Annotated in this window: 9 protein-coding genes; 1 reads left to right on the plus strand and 8 read right to left on the minus strand. The window is 62.3% G+C overall.

What is annotated here, in order from left to right:
* Positions 1 to 208: 208 nt before the first annotated feature.
* On the minus strand, positions 209 to 1,903 hold the full coding sequence (locus ACX9NZ_RS08220; RefSeq protein WP_118652162.1) for a phospho-sugar mutase: 1,695 nt from the start codon (positions 1,901 to 1,903) through the stop codon (positions 209 to 211).
* 281 nt (positions 1,904 to 2,184) lie between these two features.
* Here ACX9NZ_RS08220 and ACX9NZ_RS08225 point away from each other — a divergent pair, with 281 nt between their 5' ends.
* The gene (locus tag ACX9NZ_RS08225) at positions 2,185 to 3,051 is read left to right on the plus strand and encodes a pyridoxamine kinase (RefSeq protein WP_407496227.1); all 867 of its coding nucleotides are present in this window, start codon (positions 2,185 to 2,187) and stop codon (positions 3,049 to 3,051) included.
* Positions 3,052 to 3,166: 115 nt separating this feature from the next.
* Here ACX9NZ_RS08225 and ACX9NZ_RS08230 read toward each other — a convergent pair whose 3' ends face one another.
* The 7 genes from ACX9NZ_RS08230 to ACX9NZ_RS08260 form a co-directional block, all read right to left on the minus strand.
* Complete coding sequence (locus ACX9NZ_RS08230; RefSeq protein ID WP_407496225.1) at positions 3,167 to 4,075, minus strand: hypothetical protein; 909 nt, start codon at positions 4,073 to 4,075, stop codon at positions 3,167 to 3,169.
* 3 nt (positions 4,076 to 4,078) lie between these two features.
* Complete coding sequence (locus ACX9NZ_RS08235) at positions 4,079 to 5,854, minus strand: ABC transporter ATP-binding protein (protein ID WP_407496223.1); 1,776 nt, start codon at positions 5,852 to 5,854, stop codon at positions 4,079 to 4,081.
* Between the two features lie 183 nt (positions 5,855 to 6,037).
* Positions 6,038 to 6,697 (minus strand): NUDIX domain-containing protein, encoded by a 660-nt coding sequence (locus ACX9NZ_RS08240; protein WP_369834756.1) that lies wholly within the window; start codon positions 6,695 to 6,697, stop codon positions 6,038 to 6,040.
* 124 nt (positions 6,698 to 6,821) lie between these two features.
* Positions 6,822 to 8,129: a phosphoribosylamine--glycine ligase gene (gene purD / locus ACX9NZ_RS08245; RefSeq protein ID WP_118652152.1), complete on the minus strand. Its 1,308-nt coding sequence runs from the start codon at positions 8,127 to 8,129 to the stop codon at positions 6,822 to 6,824.
* A gap of 187 nt (positions 8,130 to 8,316) precedes the next feature.
* Complete coding sequence (locus ACX9NZ_RS08250) at positions 8,317 to 9,603, minus strand: adenylosuccinate synthase (RefSeq protein WP_118652150.1); 1,287 nt, start codon at positions 9,601 to 9,603, stop codon at positions 8,317 to 8,319.
* Between the two features lie 262 nt (positions 9,604 to 9,865).
* On the minus strand, positions 9,866 to 11,260 hold the full coding sequence (dnaB, locus tag ACX9NZ_RS08255; protein ID WP_199588915.1) for a replicative DNA helicase: 1,395 nt from the start codon (positions 11,258 to 11,260) through the stop codon (positions 9,866 to 9,868).
* 579 nt (positions 11,261 to 11,839) lie between these two features.
* Complete coding sequence (locus ACX9NZ_RS08260; protein WP_118654074.1) at positions 11,840 to 17,218, minus strand: discoidin domain-containing protein; 5,379 nt, start codon at positions 17,216 to 17,218, stop codon at positions 11,840 to 11,842.
* Positions 17,219 to 17,578 lie beyond the last annotated feature (360 nt).

Here is a 17,578-nt window from a genome sequence, read left to right on the forward strand (position 1 = left end):
CTGCTACCAACCGAAATTAAAAATCAATACGAAAAACCTCACCCAACTCGCGCTCGGCGCGTCTCAACCGCCCGCCACGCGCCCCAAGCGCAGCCGAACATCAAAAGACGGACCGCCCGCAAAAGCGAGCGGCCCGTCTTCAGCTCCAGGACACGCGCGAAAACGCATGTATAAAACGCACCCGTCCCTAATTGCACATCACTGCGCGCTAGGACAGCAGCTTGCGGCCATCTTCCTCGATTGCGGCAATGAGTGCATCGGCGGCCGCGGCGTCCTCGCCCTTGGCAAAGATGTAGAGCTTGATCTTGGGCTCGGTGCCGGAGGGACGCACGATGGCCTTGTTGCCGCCCTCGAGGTCGAACTCGATAACGTCGGCCTTGGGCAGGCCATTCACGCAGTTCGCGTAGTCCACGACCGCCTCGACCTTGGCGCCGGCGATCTCAGAGGGGGCCTCAGCGCGCAGGGCTTTCATGATGCCGGTCATCTTGGCGGCGCCGTCGGCGCCGGGATAGCTCAGCGAGACGGTCTTGTTGTGATAGTAGCCGTACTTCTCATACAGCGCGCGCATGGCCTGAACCAGGTTGAGGCCCTGCAGTTTGTAGTACTGGGCCATCTGGCAGATGAGCATGGAGGCATTGACGGCGTCCTTGTCGCGCACGTGGTCGCCGGACAGATAGCCGTAGCTCTCCTCGAAGCCAAAGATGAAGCGGTCGACCTCGCCGGCGTCGGACAGGCCGGTGATGATGTCGCCGATGTACTTGAAGCCGGTAAGGCAGCGGCGCAGCTCAAAGCCGTACTCCTCGGCCAGCGCGTCAACCATGGCAGAGGACACGATGGTGGTGACGGCGACCTTGCGGGAGAGATCCTCGCCACGCTCGGCGCGCATCTTGCAGATGTAGTCGAGCAGCAGGACGCCCATCTCGTTGCCGGTCAGCAACGTGTAGTCGTCACCATCGGCGCAGGCCACGCCCACACGATCGGCGTCGGGGTCGGTCGCGAGTAGCAAGTCGGGCTTGACCTCCTGGCACAGATCGATGCCCTTCTGCATGGCCTCGCGGATCTCGGGGTTGGGATACGGGCAGGTGGGGAAGTCGCCGTCCGGGTCGCGCTGCTCGGGGACCACGGTGATGTCGGTCACGCCAACCTTGTTGAGGACGGTAGTGACCGGAATCAGACCCGTGCCGTTGAGCGGCGTGTACACGAGCTTGAGCGGGGCGTTGGCGATCTGCTCGGGCGTGAGGTTGTTCACGGACTTGGCGGCCACGGCGTCGTAGTAGGCGTCCAGCACCTCGTCGCCGATCCACTTGACCAGGCCCTGCTCGACGGCGGCATCGAAGTCCATGGTCTTGACGTCATGGAACGGGTCACACGCGTTCATGGCGGCGGAGATGGCGTCAGCGGCCTCAGAGGTGATCTGGCAGCCGTCGGGGCCGTAGGCCTTGTAGCCGTTGTAGGCGGCGGGGTTGTGGCTCGCGGTCATGCAGATGCCGCCGGAGCACTCGAGGTAGCGGGTGGCCCAGGAGAGCGTGGGCACCGGGGAGATCTTGGGGTAGACGTAGGAGGTCACGCCGTTCGCCGCGAGGATGGCAGCGGTGGTCTTAACGAACAGCTCGCCATTGTTGCGGCTATCGCGCGCGATAGCGACCGTGGGGTTCTCGAAGTTCTTCACCAGGTAGTCAGCGAAGCCCTGCGTGGCGCGGCCGACGGTGTAGATGTTCATGCGGTTGGTGCCGGCCCCCAGCGTGCCGCGCAAGCCCGCAGTGCCGAATGCGAGGTCCTGGAAGAACGCATCGGTGATCGCGCTCTCGTCGCCCGCCTCCTTCATCGCCTTCAGCTCGGCGAGAAGCCCTTCATCAGTGACATTCTCGATCCACGTGGCGAGAAGCTCATGCACATCAGCCATGGTCTTACCTTTCCCAATCCAACTTACCGTGCGGCGCCCGCCCAAAACGGACGCGGATATCTGCATCATACGCCCTCATGCCGCCAGGCGTGGCAAATTCCCCGAGTCGCAAGCGGAATATTCGGTGAGGGGTCAAAAGGGCAAATGGCGCGATTTTCCCAACTCACATCTAGCCCAAATACAAGATGAACATTTGTAAAACTCCTACGTACCTTATCGGGAATTGACCTATCCTGTTGAGCCGTACGCTGGTCCATAAGTCCGCGGAAAGGAATTGAATCATGACCAAACTCTATCAGCGTGAAGGCGCGTACATTCCGCGCGTGGCGGCCGTGCACGACATGTGCGGTTACGGCAAGTGCTCACTCGGCGTGGCGATCCCCGTGCTCAGTGCGGCGGGCGTCGACGTCTGCCCGGTGCCCACGGCCCTCTTTAGCGCCCACACCAAGTTCCCCGTCTTCCACATGCACGACACCACCGACATGCTCGAGGCCTACCTCGACGCCTGGCGCGAGGAGAACGTGGAGCTCGACGGCGTGTATTCGGGCTTCCTTGGCTCGGCCGAGCAGGTCGCCGTCATCCAGCGCCTGTACCGCGAGTACCCGAACGCCCTGCGCATCGTCGACCCCGTCATGGGCGACGGTGGCGTGAAGTACCCCACCTACACCGACGAGTTGTGCAAGGCCATGGCCGCGCTCGTCGACGGTGCCGACGTCCTCACACCCAACCTCACCGAGGCGTCCATCCTCACGGGCATCCCCTACGAGGGTCAGGACGTCTCCATTGAGTTCGTGCAGAAAAACGCCAGCGCCCTACTCGACATGGGCGCCAAGACCGTCGTCATCAAGGGCGTCGTGCACGAGGGCGAGCCCATCATCCACAACTACATCGCGAGCGCAGCCGACGGCGGCGCCGTGGAGGAGGTCTCCAGTGAGCTTCTCCCCTACATGCTCCATGGCACGGGTGACCTGTTCGCCAGCGCGCTAACCGCCGCCATCTACACCGGCCGTACCACGCGCGAGGCCGTTGAGTTCGCGGGCGACCTCGTCCGCGACGCCATGCGTGTGACCGTTGAGCAGCCCGATTTCGAGATGCGCGGCGTCTCCTTCGAGCCCACCCTCGGCAAGGTCGCAGCTCTGCTGGGCTAAGCCCGCGTGCGCCGCACCCGCGGTGCACCCCTGGGTGTGCCAAAGGGGCACGTCCCCAATTGGCACGCCAAGTGCCCCGGACCGGACTGGCACGGCCGACGCCGCGGCCCGCTCCCTACTCCGCCAACAGGGCGTCTTTGTCGCGCAGGGTGAGTTCCTCGTCGATCTCGCTCTGCGTGGCGCCGGGGTTCTCCGTGAGCGAGCTCACCGAATTCACCTGCTCCTGAATAGCCTCGGCAAGGTCGTCATCCATACCGATGATCTTGAGCTCCCAGTCGATGTTCGTCGGCGTGCTCGACTGCGACTTGGTCCACACAAACGTGAGCATCGCGCGACGCGTTCCACGCGCGGGAACAAAGCCGAACAGGCTATCGTGCTGATACGCGCCTTTGCTATCCACAAGCGCGTACACGTTGTAGACAACACGGTTGATCTTATCGTTGAGCAGCGCGTTGGTCGCCAAGGCGCTCGCCTGAATCTGCGAGTTCGACAGAATCTCAAGCTCGTTGCGCGAATCCGTGTCCACCACGGAGACCTCGACCGCTCCGGTCTTCTCGCTCGCCTCATCCACCGTGAAATCGTCGGGAAACTGCGTGAAGCCGTTACCCCACTCCACGCCCGATTCCATTGCGTGCGAGACCGTGTCGACGTTGGTGCGCTCGGACAGGTTCGCCGTGTTCAGGCGCCTGCTCACGCCGTACACGATCTGCATGCCCATCACAAACACGAATACGCCCAGGATAACCGCAATGGCAGTGCGGGAAATCGCCTTACTTACCTGCGAGCCCGACGGATCTTGCTCTGACAGCGGGTCGATTTTGCCGGTACGCGCCTGCGAGCGCTCGTGGTCGGCGGCATCGCGCTCAGCTTCCGCGGCCTCGCCCGCCGTCCGTCGCGCGAGCAGCCGACGCTTGAGCCTCCCCTCGCGCGCTGCTGCTCGATTGGGATCGAGCACGCCAGAGGAATCGAGTTCGGAAAAAAGCTCCTCCGCCTCGTCGGGTGTCATATTGTGCTTGCTGCTCATCGCCTACCTCACGTCGCGCGCCCGCGTGCCCTCAAACTGCATCCGATAGTAACGGGCATACGTACCGCCGCGCGCGAGAAGCTCGTCGTGCGTGCCGCGCTCCACAACGCGACCATGCTCAACCGTCGCGATTTCATCCGCGTTTTTAATGGTGGAGAGACGGTGCGCGATGATGATCGTGGTGCGGTCGGCAGCAAGGCGCTCGAGAGATTCCTGAACGGCCTCCTCGCTCTCGTTGTCGAGGGCAGAGGTCGCCTCGTCCAAGATTAGGATCGCGGGGTTCTTGAGGAACACGCGCGCAATGGCCACGCGCTGCTTCTGGCCTCCGGAAAGGCGACTGCCGCGCTCTCCCACCAGCGTGTCGTATCCCTCAGGCAAGCTGGCAATGAAATCATGGATGTTCGCTTTACGCGCCGCGTCCTCGATCTCCTTGTCCGTCGCGCCCGGGCGGCCGTAGGCGATGTTCTCGCGCAGCGTGCCGTCGAACAGATAGACGTCCTGCTGCACCAAACCGATGGCGCGGCGCAGGCTCTTTTGCGTCACCGAGCGCACGTCCTGGCCGTCAATGGAAATCGAGCCGGACGTCACATCGTAAAAACGCGGAAGCAGCGAACACGTGGTGGACTTACCGCCACCGGAGGGCCCCACGAGCGCGATCGTCTCGCCCGGGCGAATGCTGAGGCTCATGTGGTCGATGACCGGTCGCTCGCGCTCGGCGCCGTCCTCTCCGATCTCGGCGTCGGGGTAGGAGAAGCAGACGTCGCGATACTCGATGGCGCCCTGGCGTACCTGCAGCTCGGTAGCACCGGGCCTATCCTGGATGTCGGGGGCTGTCTGCAGCACTTCGTCCATGCGGTGGAAACCTGCGGCGGCCTTCTGGAAGTTCTCCGTGGAGTTCACGAGCGTCTCGATGGGTGTGGCGAACAGCGAGATGTACAGCGCGAACGTCGCCATGTCGACGGCCGTCATCTGCCCCTGAGCCACCAGATAGCCGCCGAGCACCACGATGGTCACGTACAGCACGCCAGTCATGAGCGCGCTGGTGGCCTGGTAACTTCCCATCACGTGGTACTGCGCGACCTTGGAGTCGAGATAACGGTCGTTGGAGGCGCGGAACTTGGCGCGCTCCGTTTCCTCGTTGGCAAACGACTTCACCACGCGCATCCCGGCGAGCGAGTCTTGGAGCTGCGCATTCACGTCGGAAATGCGATGGCGGTTGTCGGCGAACACGGCGCGCATATGGAAGTTCTGGCGCACCATGATCACAACGAACACGGCGGTGATGAGTGCCATCGCGCCCGCCAGCACCGGAGAAATGGTGAAGAGGATCACGAAGGCGCCGATGATCTCGATACCGCAGATGATGATCCACTCGGGCACGTGGTGCGCCGCCTCGCAGATGTCGAACAGGTCGTTGACCACGCGGCTCATCATGTCGCCGGAGTTGTGGGCGTCGAAATAGGCGAAGCTGAATCGCTCGTACTGGTCGAACAGCTCCTCGCGCATACGCGACTCCATGCGGGCGCCCATGATGTGGCCCTGCGCCGACACGAAGTACCGGCACGCGCAGCGAATCGCGTAGAGAATGATGAGGCCAGCGGCGATATACCCCAGCGCGCCCATAATGGCGACCTGCCCCTCGGTGAACAGCCCGTTGGTCAGGCCGCGCAGGATGCTCGGAAACGCCAAGTCAATGCCAGCAAGCACCAGTGCACACAGCGTGTCCGCAATAAAAAGTCCCTTCTCGGGCCCATAATAGGAAAGAAACCGTTTGAACATAGGCAAAGCCCTCAACAAACCCTTCACTCTAGCAAACCCGACCGTCCCACGGGCGCTCTCCCCCGCGCCGCAATCTCGCCGAGCAGGTCAACGCAGGTGGCGGGGGAGGGTTTTTGCGCCTGGGCGATTCCGCAGGAACGAGGACCAGCCCAGGTGTAAATACCCTCCCCCGCCGCCGGCCAGCTACAGCCGATGCGAGATCGCGTCGCAGGCGAGCGCGCCCACGACGGTCTTTGCGTCCTCGATCTTGCCGTCGAGCACCGCATCGATGAGCTCCGCAAGCGGCACCAGGTCCACGTTCACGAACTCGTCGTCATCCGGGTGCGCGCCGGCAAACGTGAGTCCCGTGGCCATGTAGATGTGAATGACCTCATCGCAAAAGCCGGGCGTGGTCGCAATCGTGGTGAGGTACTGAATGCGCGATGCCTTAAAGCCTGTTTCTTCAAGCAGCTCGCGCTTTGCGCATTCGATCGGGTCCTCGCCCGGATCGAGCTTTCCGGCGGGTATCTCAACCGTCACGCGATCAATCGCCGTGCGATACTGACGCACCAGCACAATCTTGCCGCTTGAGGTGAGCGCAACCACGGCGGAGGCACCCGGATGCCGAACCAGATCGCGACCAGCGATGCGCCCGTTCGGCAGCTCGACCTGAGCGCTGCGCACATCGAGGAACTTGCCCTTCCAGGCCTGCTCCTCCGAGAGGATGCGCTCGTGCAGCCCAGCATCGCGCGGATCGTCGTCGCCGAGCACCAAGGCGGGCTCGGTCTGCTCCATCTCGTTAGCCTCCGCTTCAACGACCTCGGCTTCGAACTCCTCGTTCCGCCCTTCGTCCATCATCGTCATCCTCCTACTTGCATCTTTGAAATGAGAGGTAGGAATGTCGAAAAAACGTCGAAATTTGACGCCGATTTTCGACATTCCTACCCTCTTCGTCCCATGAGAGCGGTCAGCGCAAAGTACGGCGACCCTATGCGTCCCAGGCGTCGCGGCCGCGCAGGGCGCGCAGACCGATGTCGTGACGAAGCGTCTTGCCCTCGAAGTCGATCTTATCGCAGGCAGCGTACGCCAAGTCGCGGGCGGCCTCAAAGGTGTCGCCCAACGCCGTCACGTCGAGCACGCGGCCGCCCGAGGTCACGAGCTCGCCGGCGTCGGTCATGGCGGTGCCGGCGTGGTACACGGTCACGTTCTCCATGGCCTCGGCATCCTCGATACCGGTGATGGCCTTGCCCTTTTCGTACGAACCGGGGTAGCCGGCGCTCGTGAGAACCACGGAGACGGCCCACTCGTCGCGCCACTCAAGCTCGATCTCATCCAAACGACGCTCGGCGCAGGCCAGCATGACCTCGACCAGGTCGCTCTTAAGGCGCGGCATGAGGACCTCAGTCTCGGGGTCGCCAAAGCGCGCGTTGTACTCGATCACCTTGGGGCCCTGGGGCGTGAGCATGAAGCCGCCGTACAGGCAGCCACGATAGTCGATGCCCTCACGCTGCGTGGCGGCGATGGTCTCCTCGAGGATGCGGCACATCTCGGCATGCTCCTCGGGCGTCACGATCGGCACCGGGCTGTACACGCCCATGCCGCCGGTATTGGGGCCCAAATCGCCCTCGAGGGCGCGCTTGTGGTCCTGCGAGGTGGCCATGGGGCGAACCGTCTTGCCGTCGGTGAAGGCCAGCAACGTGCACTCGGGGCCGGTGAGCATCTCCTCAATGACCACGGTGCTGCCCGCGTCGCCAAAGGCGCCGTCGAAGCACCCGTGCACGGCGTTCAGCGCCTCGTCGAGTGTGAGCGCCACCACGACGCCCTTGCCTGCCGCAAGGCCATCGGCCTTCACGACCACCGGGGCGCCCTGCTCGCGCACGTACGCAAGTGCCTCATCCTCGCTGGTAAAGGAGCCGTACGCCGCTGTGGGAATGCCGGCGCGGGCCATGAGCTCCTTGGAGAAGCGCTTGGAGCCCTCAAGCTGAGCACCCTCGGCACCCGGGCCAAAGCACGGGATGCCAGCTGCGCGCACCGCGTCGGCGACGCCCACCACGAGCGGAGCCTCGGGACCAATGACGACCAAGCCGCAGCCGGTCTCGCGGGCGAAGTCCGCCACGGCGGCGGGGTCCTCGGCATCAAGCGCCACGTTCTCGCCCACGGCAAGCGTTCCGCCATTGCCCGGGGCGATGTACAGGGTGCCGCAAAGCGGGGACTCGGCAAGCTTCGCCGCCAGGGCGTGCTCGCGACCGCCGCTGCCGAGCAGCAGGATGTCGATAGTGTTCTCGGTTGCGCTCATGCGTCCTCCTTATGCACGAACGGGCCCCAAACGGAGCCCGCTCAAAATTAACTCAACCAGAGATGTATCTCAGGTCCGAGGTAACGGGCTTTCCAGGTGCCGAAGATCGGGGTGAACGAGGAGGGAGCACGCCTAGCGTGCGGCGACCGACGAGTGAACCCCGAGCTTCGGGTGGCTGGGAAGTCCGTTACCAGTCGCGGACGATGGTCTGTTCACGATCCGGGCCCACGGCAACGAACGAGATCTTGCAGCCGGCGAGCTTCTCGATGTAGGCCACATAATCCCGCGCTGCTTGGGGCAGCTCATCGAACGTACGGCATCCGGTGATGTCGCACTTCCAACCGGGCAGCTCCTCATACACCGGCACGGCGCTCGCGAACGCGGCGGCGTGCTCGGGTACGCTCGTGTAACGAACGCCGTCGCAGTCGTAGGCCACGCAGACCTTGATGGTGTCGAACTCGGACAGCACATCGAGCTTGGTGAGGGCGATGTCGGTCAGGCCGTTCACACGCGTGGCATAGCGGGCAATCACGCCGTCGAACCAGCCGCAACGACGGCGGCGGCCGGTGGTCACGCCGTACTCGTAGCCGACCTCGGTAAGAGTGCGGCCCTCTTGGCTCGTCTCATAGTCGAGCTCGGTGGGCATGGGGCCGGAGCCCACGCGGGTGATGTATGCCTTCATGATACCCAGCACGCGGTCGATGTTCTTCATGCCCACTCCGGAGCCCGTCACGGCACCACCAGCGGTGCAGTTGGACGAGGTCACAAACGGGTACGTGCCGTGGTCGATATCGAGCAGCGTGGCCTGCGCGCCCTCGAACAGAATGGTCTTGCCCTGCTCGACCAGATCGTTGAGCAACAGTCCCGTCTCGCAGATGTAGGGACGCAGGCGCTCGGCCATGGGGAGGTAGGTCTCGGAAATCTGGTCAACCGTGTAGGTGGGCAGGTTGAAGATGCGCTCGAGCTGAGGATTCACGCGGTCGAGAACCGCGGACAGCCTGGACCGGAACGTCTCCTCGTCCAGCAGGTCCTGCATACGGATGCCGATGCGCGCCATCTTGTCCTGATAGCACGGGCCGATACCGCGCTTGGTGGTCCCGATGCTGTTCTTGCCGAGCAGCTCCTCGTACGCGCCGTCGAGGTCGATGTGATAGGGCATGATCACGTGCGCGTTGCCGGAGACCTTGAGGTTGGCGGTGGAGATGCCATCGCCCTCGAACATGTCGATCTCCTCAAGCAGGACCGCGGGGTTCACCACGCAGCCATTGCCGATGACCGAAATGCATTCGGGATACATGATGCCCGAGGGAACCTGGTGAAGGCCGTACTTCTTATCGCCCACCACGATGGTGTGACCGGCGTTGTTGCCGCCCTGATAGCGAACGACGCAATCGAACTCGGGAGCGATCAAGTCGCAGATCTTGCCCTTGCCCTCGTCGCCCCACTGGGTTCCCACCAACACTGTTGACGGCATGACTACTCCTCATTCCGTGCGCACGGAGGCTTGATCCGCACGAGTCGTCTTGTACGCCGGGGGTTTATCCGGCACGGCCGGGCAAAATCGACCCAGCGTTCCCATTATAGGCGTACTACGGCCCCGCGCCGCCAGCGATGCGGCACGGGGCCTCATTCCACCATTACTCAATAGGGCTAGACACGCCCCCTGCCGGCGAACACGCTGCGACACGTCTGCGACAAAATGTCGCAGACGTGGGGGGGTTTGGGCTGAACGCGCATTACTCGGCGGCGTGTTCGTCAATCTCGTAGAACTTCGTGGAAGCGGGCAGGAACATCAGGTCCACATCTCCGATGGGGCCCGAACGGTTCTTCGCCACGATCACGCGCGTGATGCCAAAGTCCGGGCGGTCTTCTCGCTCTGCCTCGCTCTCGGTGCTCGAGCGGTCCAACAGCATGACGATGTCGGCGTCCTGCTCGATGGAGCCCGATTCACGCAGGTCGCTCATTTGCGGGCGCTTGCCCGTACGTCCCTCGAGCGAACGGTTGAGCTGGGAGAGCATGATCACGGGGACGCCGAGCTCCTTGGCCATGATCTTGAGGCCACGACTCATCTCGGAGACCTCGACGGCGCGGTTGCCGTTGTAGTTCTTGCCCGCCGGAGGATTCACCAGCTGCAGGTAGTCCAGGATGATGACGGCCCGCTCCTTGTTGTGGAGCATACGGCGCGCCTTGGCGCGGATCTCGGTGACCGTGGTGCCCGGCGTGTCGTCAATGAGGATATCGAGGCGGCTGAGCTCGCCGATCGCCTCGTTGATGTTCGCCCACTCCTCGGGCGAGATGCGGCCGGTACGAAAGTTCGACATGTTGACCATGGCCTGAGCGCAAATGAAGCGCTGCGCGATTTCCTTGCCGCTCATCTCCAGGGAGAAGAAGCCGACCGTGTAGCCATCGGCGGCGGCGTTGAGTGCCAAGTTGAGTGCGAACGAGGTCTTACCGACTGCCGGGCGGGCACCCAGGACCACGAGCTGGCCCTCGCGCAGGCCCATGAGCATGCGGTCGAGGCTGGGATATCCGGTGGGGGCGCCATGGACGTCGCCGCCCGCGCGCGCGACCTCCTCGGCCTCCTGATACGCCTCGGTCATGAAGTCCGTGAGACCCTTGTACGAGCTCTTGACCTCGCGCTCGGTGACCGAGAGCAGCATGGACTCGGCGCGCTCGATGACCTCCTTGGTGTCGAGCGGAGAATCGTAGGCGAGCGCGCTGATCTGATTGGTCGCGCCAATGATCTCGCGCAGCATGGCATCGCGACGCACGATCTCGGCATGATGCTGCCAGTGCGCAAGCGCGAGCGTGTTGCCCATGAGTTCGAGGATATAGGCCTCGCCGCCCACCGATTCAAGCTTGTCGATGGAGCGCAGATAGTCGATGAGCGAGATGGAGTCGATGGGCATGCTGCTCTCGTACATGCCGGACATCGCCGTGAAGATCGTCTTGTGCGAGGGACGGTAGAAGTCATCGGGGAGCAGCTCGACGAGGGCCTCCTCGACAACCTCGCCCGAGAGCATCATGGCGGCTAAGACGTTGCCTTCGGCCTCTATGTTGTTGGGCAACCCCTTAAGGGCTCCCAAATCGGCAGAACCGGTCTGCGACCATCCGTCGCTCACGATCTCCACGCGCGCTCCTTCCCCACATTCTTCACGCAGGCACCCAAGGTGAGGCCCGCAATATGGCTGGACAACCAATGGTAGGGTATCCCCACGATTCCGAAAAGCACAATCCCAGCTCAAGTCAAGCGTTTTGTGGGGACAGAGCGCACTCCACAGACGGATGTTGAAAAGTCGGCTTCTCCATCTGGGCGCGCATGGGTTATCAACGTTTTCCACATTTTTGTACGATGACCCGTGATGGTTTTCCACAGATGCAGTTCTGACCTGCAGTTTTCAACGTTTTACCAGCTAGAGAAGGTTTCTTTGCATACAGCTTATATGATGATTCGGTGAACACGCAGGTAAAGGCCACTTTTTGAGTATGTTCGCTGGTAGAGGGCTTGCAACCTTGAAGTGGTACTTGAACTTGAGCCCAGCCCCTTCCAACTGGGACTTTTTCACATGTTCGCACGCCAAGACACAGGCCCTGTGGATTTCTCTCAAGTTTTCCCACGGAAGCGACAGCAAAAAGGACCCCGCACAACGATGCGGGGTCCCAAGGGAATAGGGTTCGTAATGTCCCTATGCTGCAACCTGCAGCTTGAACTACCTCCGGTGCTTAGCAAGCGCGAGGCCAGCAGCGGCAATGCCGATGCCCACGATCGCGATGCCGCCCACCATCAGGAGCGTAGAGTCGCCCGTGCCGGGAAGGCCCGTACCAGGCTTGGAGGGCTCGGTGGTTCCAGAGCCGGGCTTCGAGGGGTCGTCCGGATTGGTGCTTCCGGCCTTCTCCCACTGCGCCACGAGCGTGATGTCACCTGTAACGGCAGCAGAGAAGTCGTAGACCTTGCCGTTGAGCGTCCAACCCTTAAAGACGTAGCCCGCGCGGATCGGGTCGTTCGGCTTGGTAACCGCCTTGCCATCGACAACGGTAACGGACTCGGGCGCCACGCCCTCGTAGCCGTAGTCGAAGGTCACCGTGTGCTCCTGCTGGGACTCGGGCTTAGCGAGCTCCAGCGCGTCGATGGCCTTCTGCAGCGCATCACACGCGGCGTCGAACTCACCATAGGTGGTCTCAAACGTGCCCGCCTCGATCTCGGCGCGGACCTTGGCCGCAAACTCCTCGGCGGATTTCAGCGCGGTCTCAAGTTGCGCCACCGAATCGGCAGTGTAGCTGTCCTTGTTCTCAAGGGCGGTCTTTGCCTGGGCGATGATCGCATCGAGCTTCTCGATGCCAAACGGATCGCCCAGCGTCTGCTGCTCGGGACCCATGACCTCAAGCTCAACGACGTGGTTCGTATTACCGGTATGGCCAGGGCGCGTGTTGCCGTTCATGTACACGCGCACGTACCGCGCCTTCGTTCCACGGGCGACGTCGAACGATTTGCCCTCGGCGGTCTCGGCGTACGCCTCGTCTTCACCCTTGCCAAAGCCGTTCTTGTTGTCGGCATCGGAGTTGTAGACGATCGTGTCGTCCGCGTCGAACGTCTCGTCCTCGGAAAGGACGATGGTGGTGTTGGGATACGTGCGGCCGTCGCTGTAGAAGCGGACCAGGTTGATGCCCGTCACGTCCTCAATGGCCCCCAGATCGACCTGGAGATACGAGCTCTCAGCGCGGTCGTCATGGCCGAACTCGCCATACATGGCGCTCGAGCCCTTCTCGCCATCGACCGCCATGCTCGCAGGACGATCGGGGTTGTTCTCGGCGGCGGAATCATCCGCGGTCCAGTGCGCGGAGGCGTTCTTGCCCTTTGCGTGGTTCACGAACTCGGGCTCGCCCAGGCCGGGAACCAGCTTGGCACGGGCGGCGCGCAGTGCGTCATAGGCAGCCTGCTGGGCAGCGGTGTCGCCACTCTTCAAGGCCTCCTCGGCCTGCTCAAGCAGAGCATCCATGTTCGCCGCGGCCCAGGACTCGGCGGTCACCTTGTCCTTGAGGGCGCGGGTCTCGGCAATAAGGTCCTCGAGCGGAGAGGCCGGAACCTCGTCGTAGCCCAGTGCGCGGTCGTACACCTTGTAATCGGTCGCGGCGGCATCGACCTTGATCTCGCCCGCCTTGATGCTGTAACCAGCGGTCTTCTCGACATCGTAGCCGTTGCCGGAAATCTCGCCGTTCACGTACAACTTGAGCATACCGTTGTTCTCACGGGCACCGCTGATGGTCGTGATGCCGGAGACGGTGCTTTCGGACGTGGCGGTCACACCGTTAACGGTGAAGTAGGCCTTGCCTTCGGCATCGATACCGAGCGCCCACTGATCGCCCTGGGAGAGCAGGACGGTATCCGCTGCGGCGTCCTTGACGGTCGCCACAACGGTAAAGCCATTCGGACCCTCCACGGAACCAGCGGCACGCGTCCCTGTGAGGATGAGGCCGTCGGCATGGAAGGTACGAACAATGGAGCCCTCAAACGTGTTGCCGGCAGAATCGGCACCGGCAATCGCCTTGATCTCGACCGCCGCGCCGTTGGCGGGAGCGGCAGGCAGGGTGATGTCAAAGGTCTTGAGGTCGGCGTAGGCGGTGATGGCGTCCTCGGCCAGCTCCACCTTCTTACCGTCGATCAGCACCTCGAGCTGGGTATTGTACACGTGCTCGGAAGCCTGAACGCGCAGCGTCGTATTGCCCTCGTTGTACAGGCGCTCAAAGGTAGGCGCCGTTGTGTCACCACCCTTGGAGAGGTGCCAAATCTGGGTCTCGCCGGGCTTCAGGGTCACGGAGACCTTCTGGCCCTTGGCGATGGTCCTGGGTGCCTCGGCAGCGCTCTTGCCACCCTGGGTGTACACGTGGTCGCGCACGACCTGATAGGTGCCATCCTCGGTGCAGCCAATGCCGGCGTCGAGGGTGAACTCGATGGTGCGCTCGGCGTTAGCCGGGTTGCGCATGGAGATGATGCCCTCGTTGCCCGCGGTGTTGAAACCTGAGAAGCCGTAGGCCTCCTGCGTACCGGGCGTGTTGACCGTGGGATTGCTCGTCAAGCCAGCGTTCGACGCGGGGTCGCCGCCGATCCACTTGGCGTTGCGGAGCATGTCGAAGTTGCCCTCTTCCCATGCGAGGAAGTCGGCGTTGATGAGGTACTTCTCGTCGTTGAAGAGCGAGTCGGAGTAGTAGAGCTCCCAGAAGGCGGTGCCGCGCGTGCCCTGCATGAACAGGTAATTACGGAACTGCTCGCCGTCCATGGAGTCGGCGGTGATGCCGGTGCCCTCTTTGCCGTAGATCGGATCGTGGTTGTAGAGGTTTGCGAGCGGGAACTGGAACTGGTTGGAGTTGATGAACTCGTAGTAGCAGGCGTCACGGTACGTGAGCATGGTGTTCATCTTGTCGTTGCCCGCGCCGCCGTGGACCTCGCCGCGGTCGCCCACGCACTGGATCCACACGGAGTTGGACCACTGCAGGAACCACGGGCTGGGGTTGACGTAGCAGGTGAGCGAGATCCACAGATCCTCGATCTGCTCGGTGCTGGCGGTCTCCCACACCTTGTCGAACAGGACGATCCACTTCTCCCACAGGTCGGTGGCGTGGAAGTACCCGTTGGGACCACCGTACATATGCTGGTGAGCCTCGTCATAGCCCACGGCGCTCTCGCCCGAGGCAAAGGCGCCGTACTGGGCGCTGTCGGCAAAGCCGTCCCACTTCCAGTAGTTGACGCCGTAATCTTCCATCCACGTAACGGCCATGTCGGTGAAGTTGGTCACGTAGCGCTGGTCGGCCACGTCGATGGAGCCGCCGGCAGAGGAGCCCTTACCCGCATCCTGGATGATCGAGGCAAGGTTGCCGTAGTAGTTGTAGCCGCCGCGCGGGCCGATCCAAACACCAAAGTTGGAGCCGAGCTTGCGCACCAAGTTCGAAGACGGGGTCAGACCGTCGGGGAACTTGTTATTGAACTGCCAGAAACCGGTGTTGTTGACGCCGTACTTGCCGTCAACCGAGCCGTTCCTGCGCAGATCGTCGCCCGTGGTGTACTGCGTCTCGTTCTTGCGGTACTGGTTCCAGCCATCGTCGACCACGTAGGACTCGAGCGGGCGCACGCCGGTCTCGGAGAGCTGCTTATCCACGGCCTTGAACGACTCGATGATGTTCTCGTCGTCGATGAACATCATGTTGTCGAACCAGGAGTTGTACTGGATGCGGAACTCACTCGGCTTGGAGATGCTCGTGATGTAGGCGTAGAAGTCGGACTGGACAACGTTCATGTCGGAGCCGTTCGAGTGGGTGGCACCGCAGACCGTCTGCCACGAGACGTACTTTCCGTCCGTGGTGAGCTGGTTGTCGCGCTTGAAATCGGCGAAGTTCTTGCCCGTCCAATAGCGGGTGCGGCCCAGGCTGTCGGCAATCTGCGTGTCGGTCTCGGGGAACTCCGAGCCCATGAACAGGCCGTTCACGTAGATGGGCTGGCCGAGCGTCGCCTTGGCAGCGTCCATCTGCACGACGCCGGACTCCTTGGGGACCGTCCACATGGTGTCATCGCTCGACGTGACGATGTGCTCGCCGTCGATGAAGTTGATGCGAGCCGTTTCGTCCTCAAGCTTGACCTCGAGGAACTTGCGCATGAAGTGGTCGCCGTCGTACATGACGACCTTCTCCACCACGGTGCCGTCGGCGGAGCCGAACTGGGCGGCGTCAAAGGTGAAGGCGATCATCTTGCCGGGCTTGTCCGTGGTATCGGAAATCGCCACGTCCTTGAGTTTGAGCTTGCTGGCGGCAAAGCCCGAACCCTCGCCCTTGGGAACGGAGGTGAACTTCTCGGCGAACAAGTCGAGCTCAGATCCGGAGACAAAGTTGCCGTTCGCGCCCTGCGTCACGCGGAAGCCCACATAGCGACCGCTCTGTGCCTCATCGAGACCAAAGTAGATCATCTTGGACGTGTTGCCATCGTAGGCACCGGCGTAGTCGACCGTAAAGGAGCCCTTCTTGCTGGTCTCCTTATAAAGGTCGCTCTTGCTGTCCGCAACGTACAGCTCGAACTTCTGCACATTGCCGTTCGAGGTGGCGCTGCCCGGACGACCGGCGTAACCGACGGTCTGGAAGGCGGACTTGGCACCCTCGCCGCGATCGATGGTGATGTCCACGGGCATCTGGTTCGTAGTGCCCGTGCCATCGTTGTTGTAGCGAGAGTGGAAGTAGGTGCCAACGTTGCCGTCGAACAGCGCGGCGACACCGCCGCCGTCACCGTTCTGCACCGAGCTCGCCTCGGCAGACCACGAGGTGGTGGCACTGGCGGTGACCACACTCTTGCCAGCGGCGTCCTTGGCGTCGAACTCAGCGACGTTGATCGCGGTGTTGATTTTGTTAGCATCCCAGTGATGGGACTCAGTCGCCGTGAGGCGAAGCGCCGTGGTGGTAACGGCCTTGTTCAGCTGAACCGCAGTCTTGCCAGTAGCGTTGAACTCGCCCCGCGCAGCCTCAGTCCAAGCGTCGCCCTGCTTATACTCAAGGACGTACTTCTTGATACGACCGGTGCAGTCCCAGTTGGTTCCGCTTACGCGCGGCGTGTATTCAAAGGACGCGACAGTCTTCGCACCGTCAAAGTTGATGATTATCGACTGCCCGCCCTTGGTGTCTTCGGAGCACCAGTAGGTGGCAGGATCGCCGTCAATCGCGTTTGCGGCGGCGTTCCCCGCCTCGTCCATAGTCGACGAAACCTCGACGGTCGCCGTCGCGGGCGCCTTCCCAGCGGGTTTGACACTCGTCAGCGCCTCACTTGGCTCCACGCGAGAACTCTCAACGAGCTGCTCGATATAGAACTCCTCGGAGCCCTCCTGAGGCGTGAATTTCGATTTTCCAAGCTTGTTGTTTATTTCGGTGGTCTTGAGGACACCGTCCTTGATGGACCACGTACGCGATATCGCATCGTTTCCCATTGTGACGGTATCACCGGTTTTATTGGCGATTACGCTACCGTAACCCGCCGCCATTGCCTGCGCCGGAGCAGAAAAACTGAGCACGCCAGCTACTGCAAAAGCGGCAACTGTCGCAAATCTGCTCTTCCTCATCCGCACCCCCCTTTCCTCACTTGCGGACCATCTGCACAGTCCGCCCCCAATTAAACAGATTGACCATATCCCAAGCGGGTAAGTGGTTTAGATACGAGGGGGGGCACCGCCAACGGCCGATTATCATCGGCAAACGGTCAGTACTGGTTACAACCAGAAGATACCTTCCACATTTTTATCAGGTCTTATTCAGACTGGTATTTGTGGTACCTACCAATCTTTCCGTCATGAGCGCAGACTGAAAACACGCTGAACACCGCTGTTGACTGATTCCCGCGCAGGCCCAAGCCGCACACACCGGCACGCGCCCCGATGGCACGCGTGCCTTGAGTCCGGCAGTGACCCCTCGAGCGCCATCGG

This window comes from Collinsella sp. BM28, from assembly GCF_054551995.1.

What these genes read in the sequence shown, in the direction of transcription:
- ACX9NZ_RS08220 (WP_118652162.1), bottom strand. Translation starts at nt 1,903, where the DNA reads ATGGCTGATGTGCATGAGCTTCTCGCCACGTGGATCGAGAATGTCACT.
- ACX9NZ_RS08225 (WP_407496227.1), top strand. Translation starts at nt 2,185, where the DNA reads ATGACCAAACTCTATCAGCGTGAAGGCGCGTACATTCCGCGCGTGGCG.
- ACX9NZ_RS08230 (WP_407496225.1), bottom strand. Translation starts at nt 4,075, where the DNA reads ATGAGCAGCAAGCACAATATGACACCCGACGAGGCGGAGGAGCTTTTT.
- ACX9NZ_RS08235 (WP_407496223.1), bottom strand. Translation starts at nt 5,854, where the DNA reads ATGTTCAAACGGTTTCTTTCCTATTATGGGCCCGAGAAGGGACTTTTT.
- ACX9NZ_RS08240 (WP_369834756.1), bottom strand. Translation starts at nt 6,697, where the DNA reads ATGACGATGATGGACGAAGGGCGGAACGAGGAGTTCGAAGCCGAGGTC.
- purD (WP_118652152.1), bottom strand. Translation starts at nt 8,129, where the DNA reads ATGAGCGCAACCGAGAACACTATCGACATCCTGCTGCTCGGCAGCGGC.
- ACX9NZ_RS08250 (WP_118652150.1), bottom strand. Translation starts at nt 9,603, where the DNA reads ATGCCGTCAACAGTGTTGGTGGGAACCCAGTGGGGCGACGAGGGCAAG.
- ACX9NZ_RS08260 (WP_118654074.1), bottom strand. Translation starts at nt 17,218, where the DNA reads ATGAGGAAGAGCAGATTTGCGACAGTTGCCGCTTTTGCAGTAGCTGGC.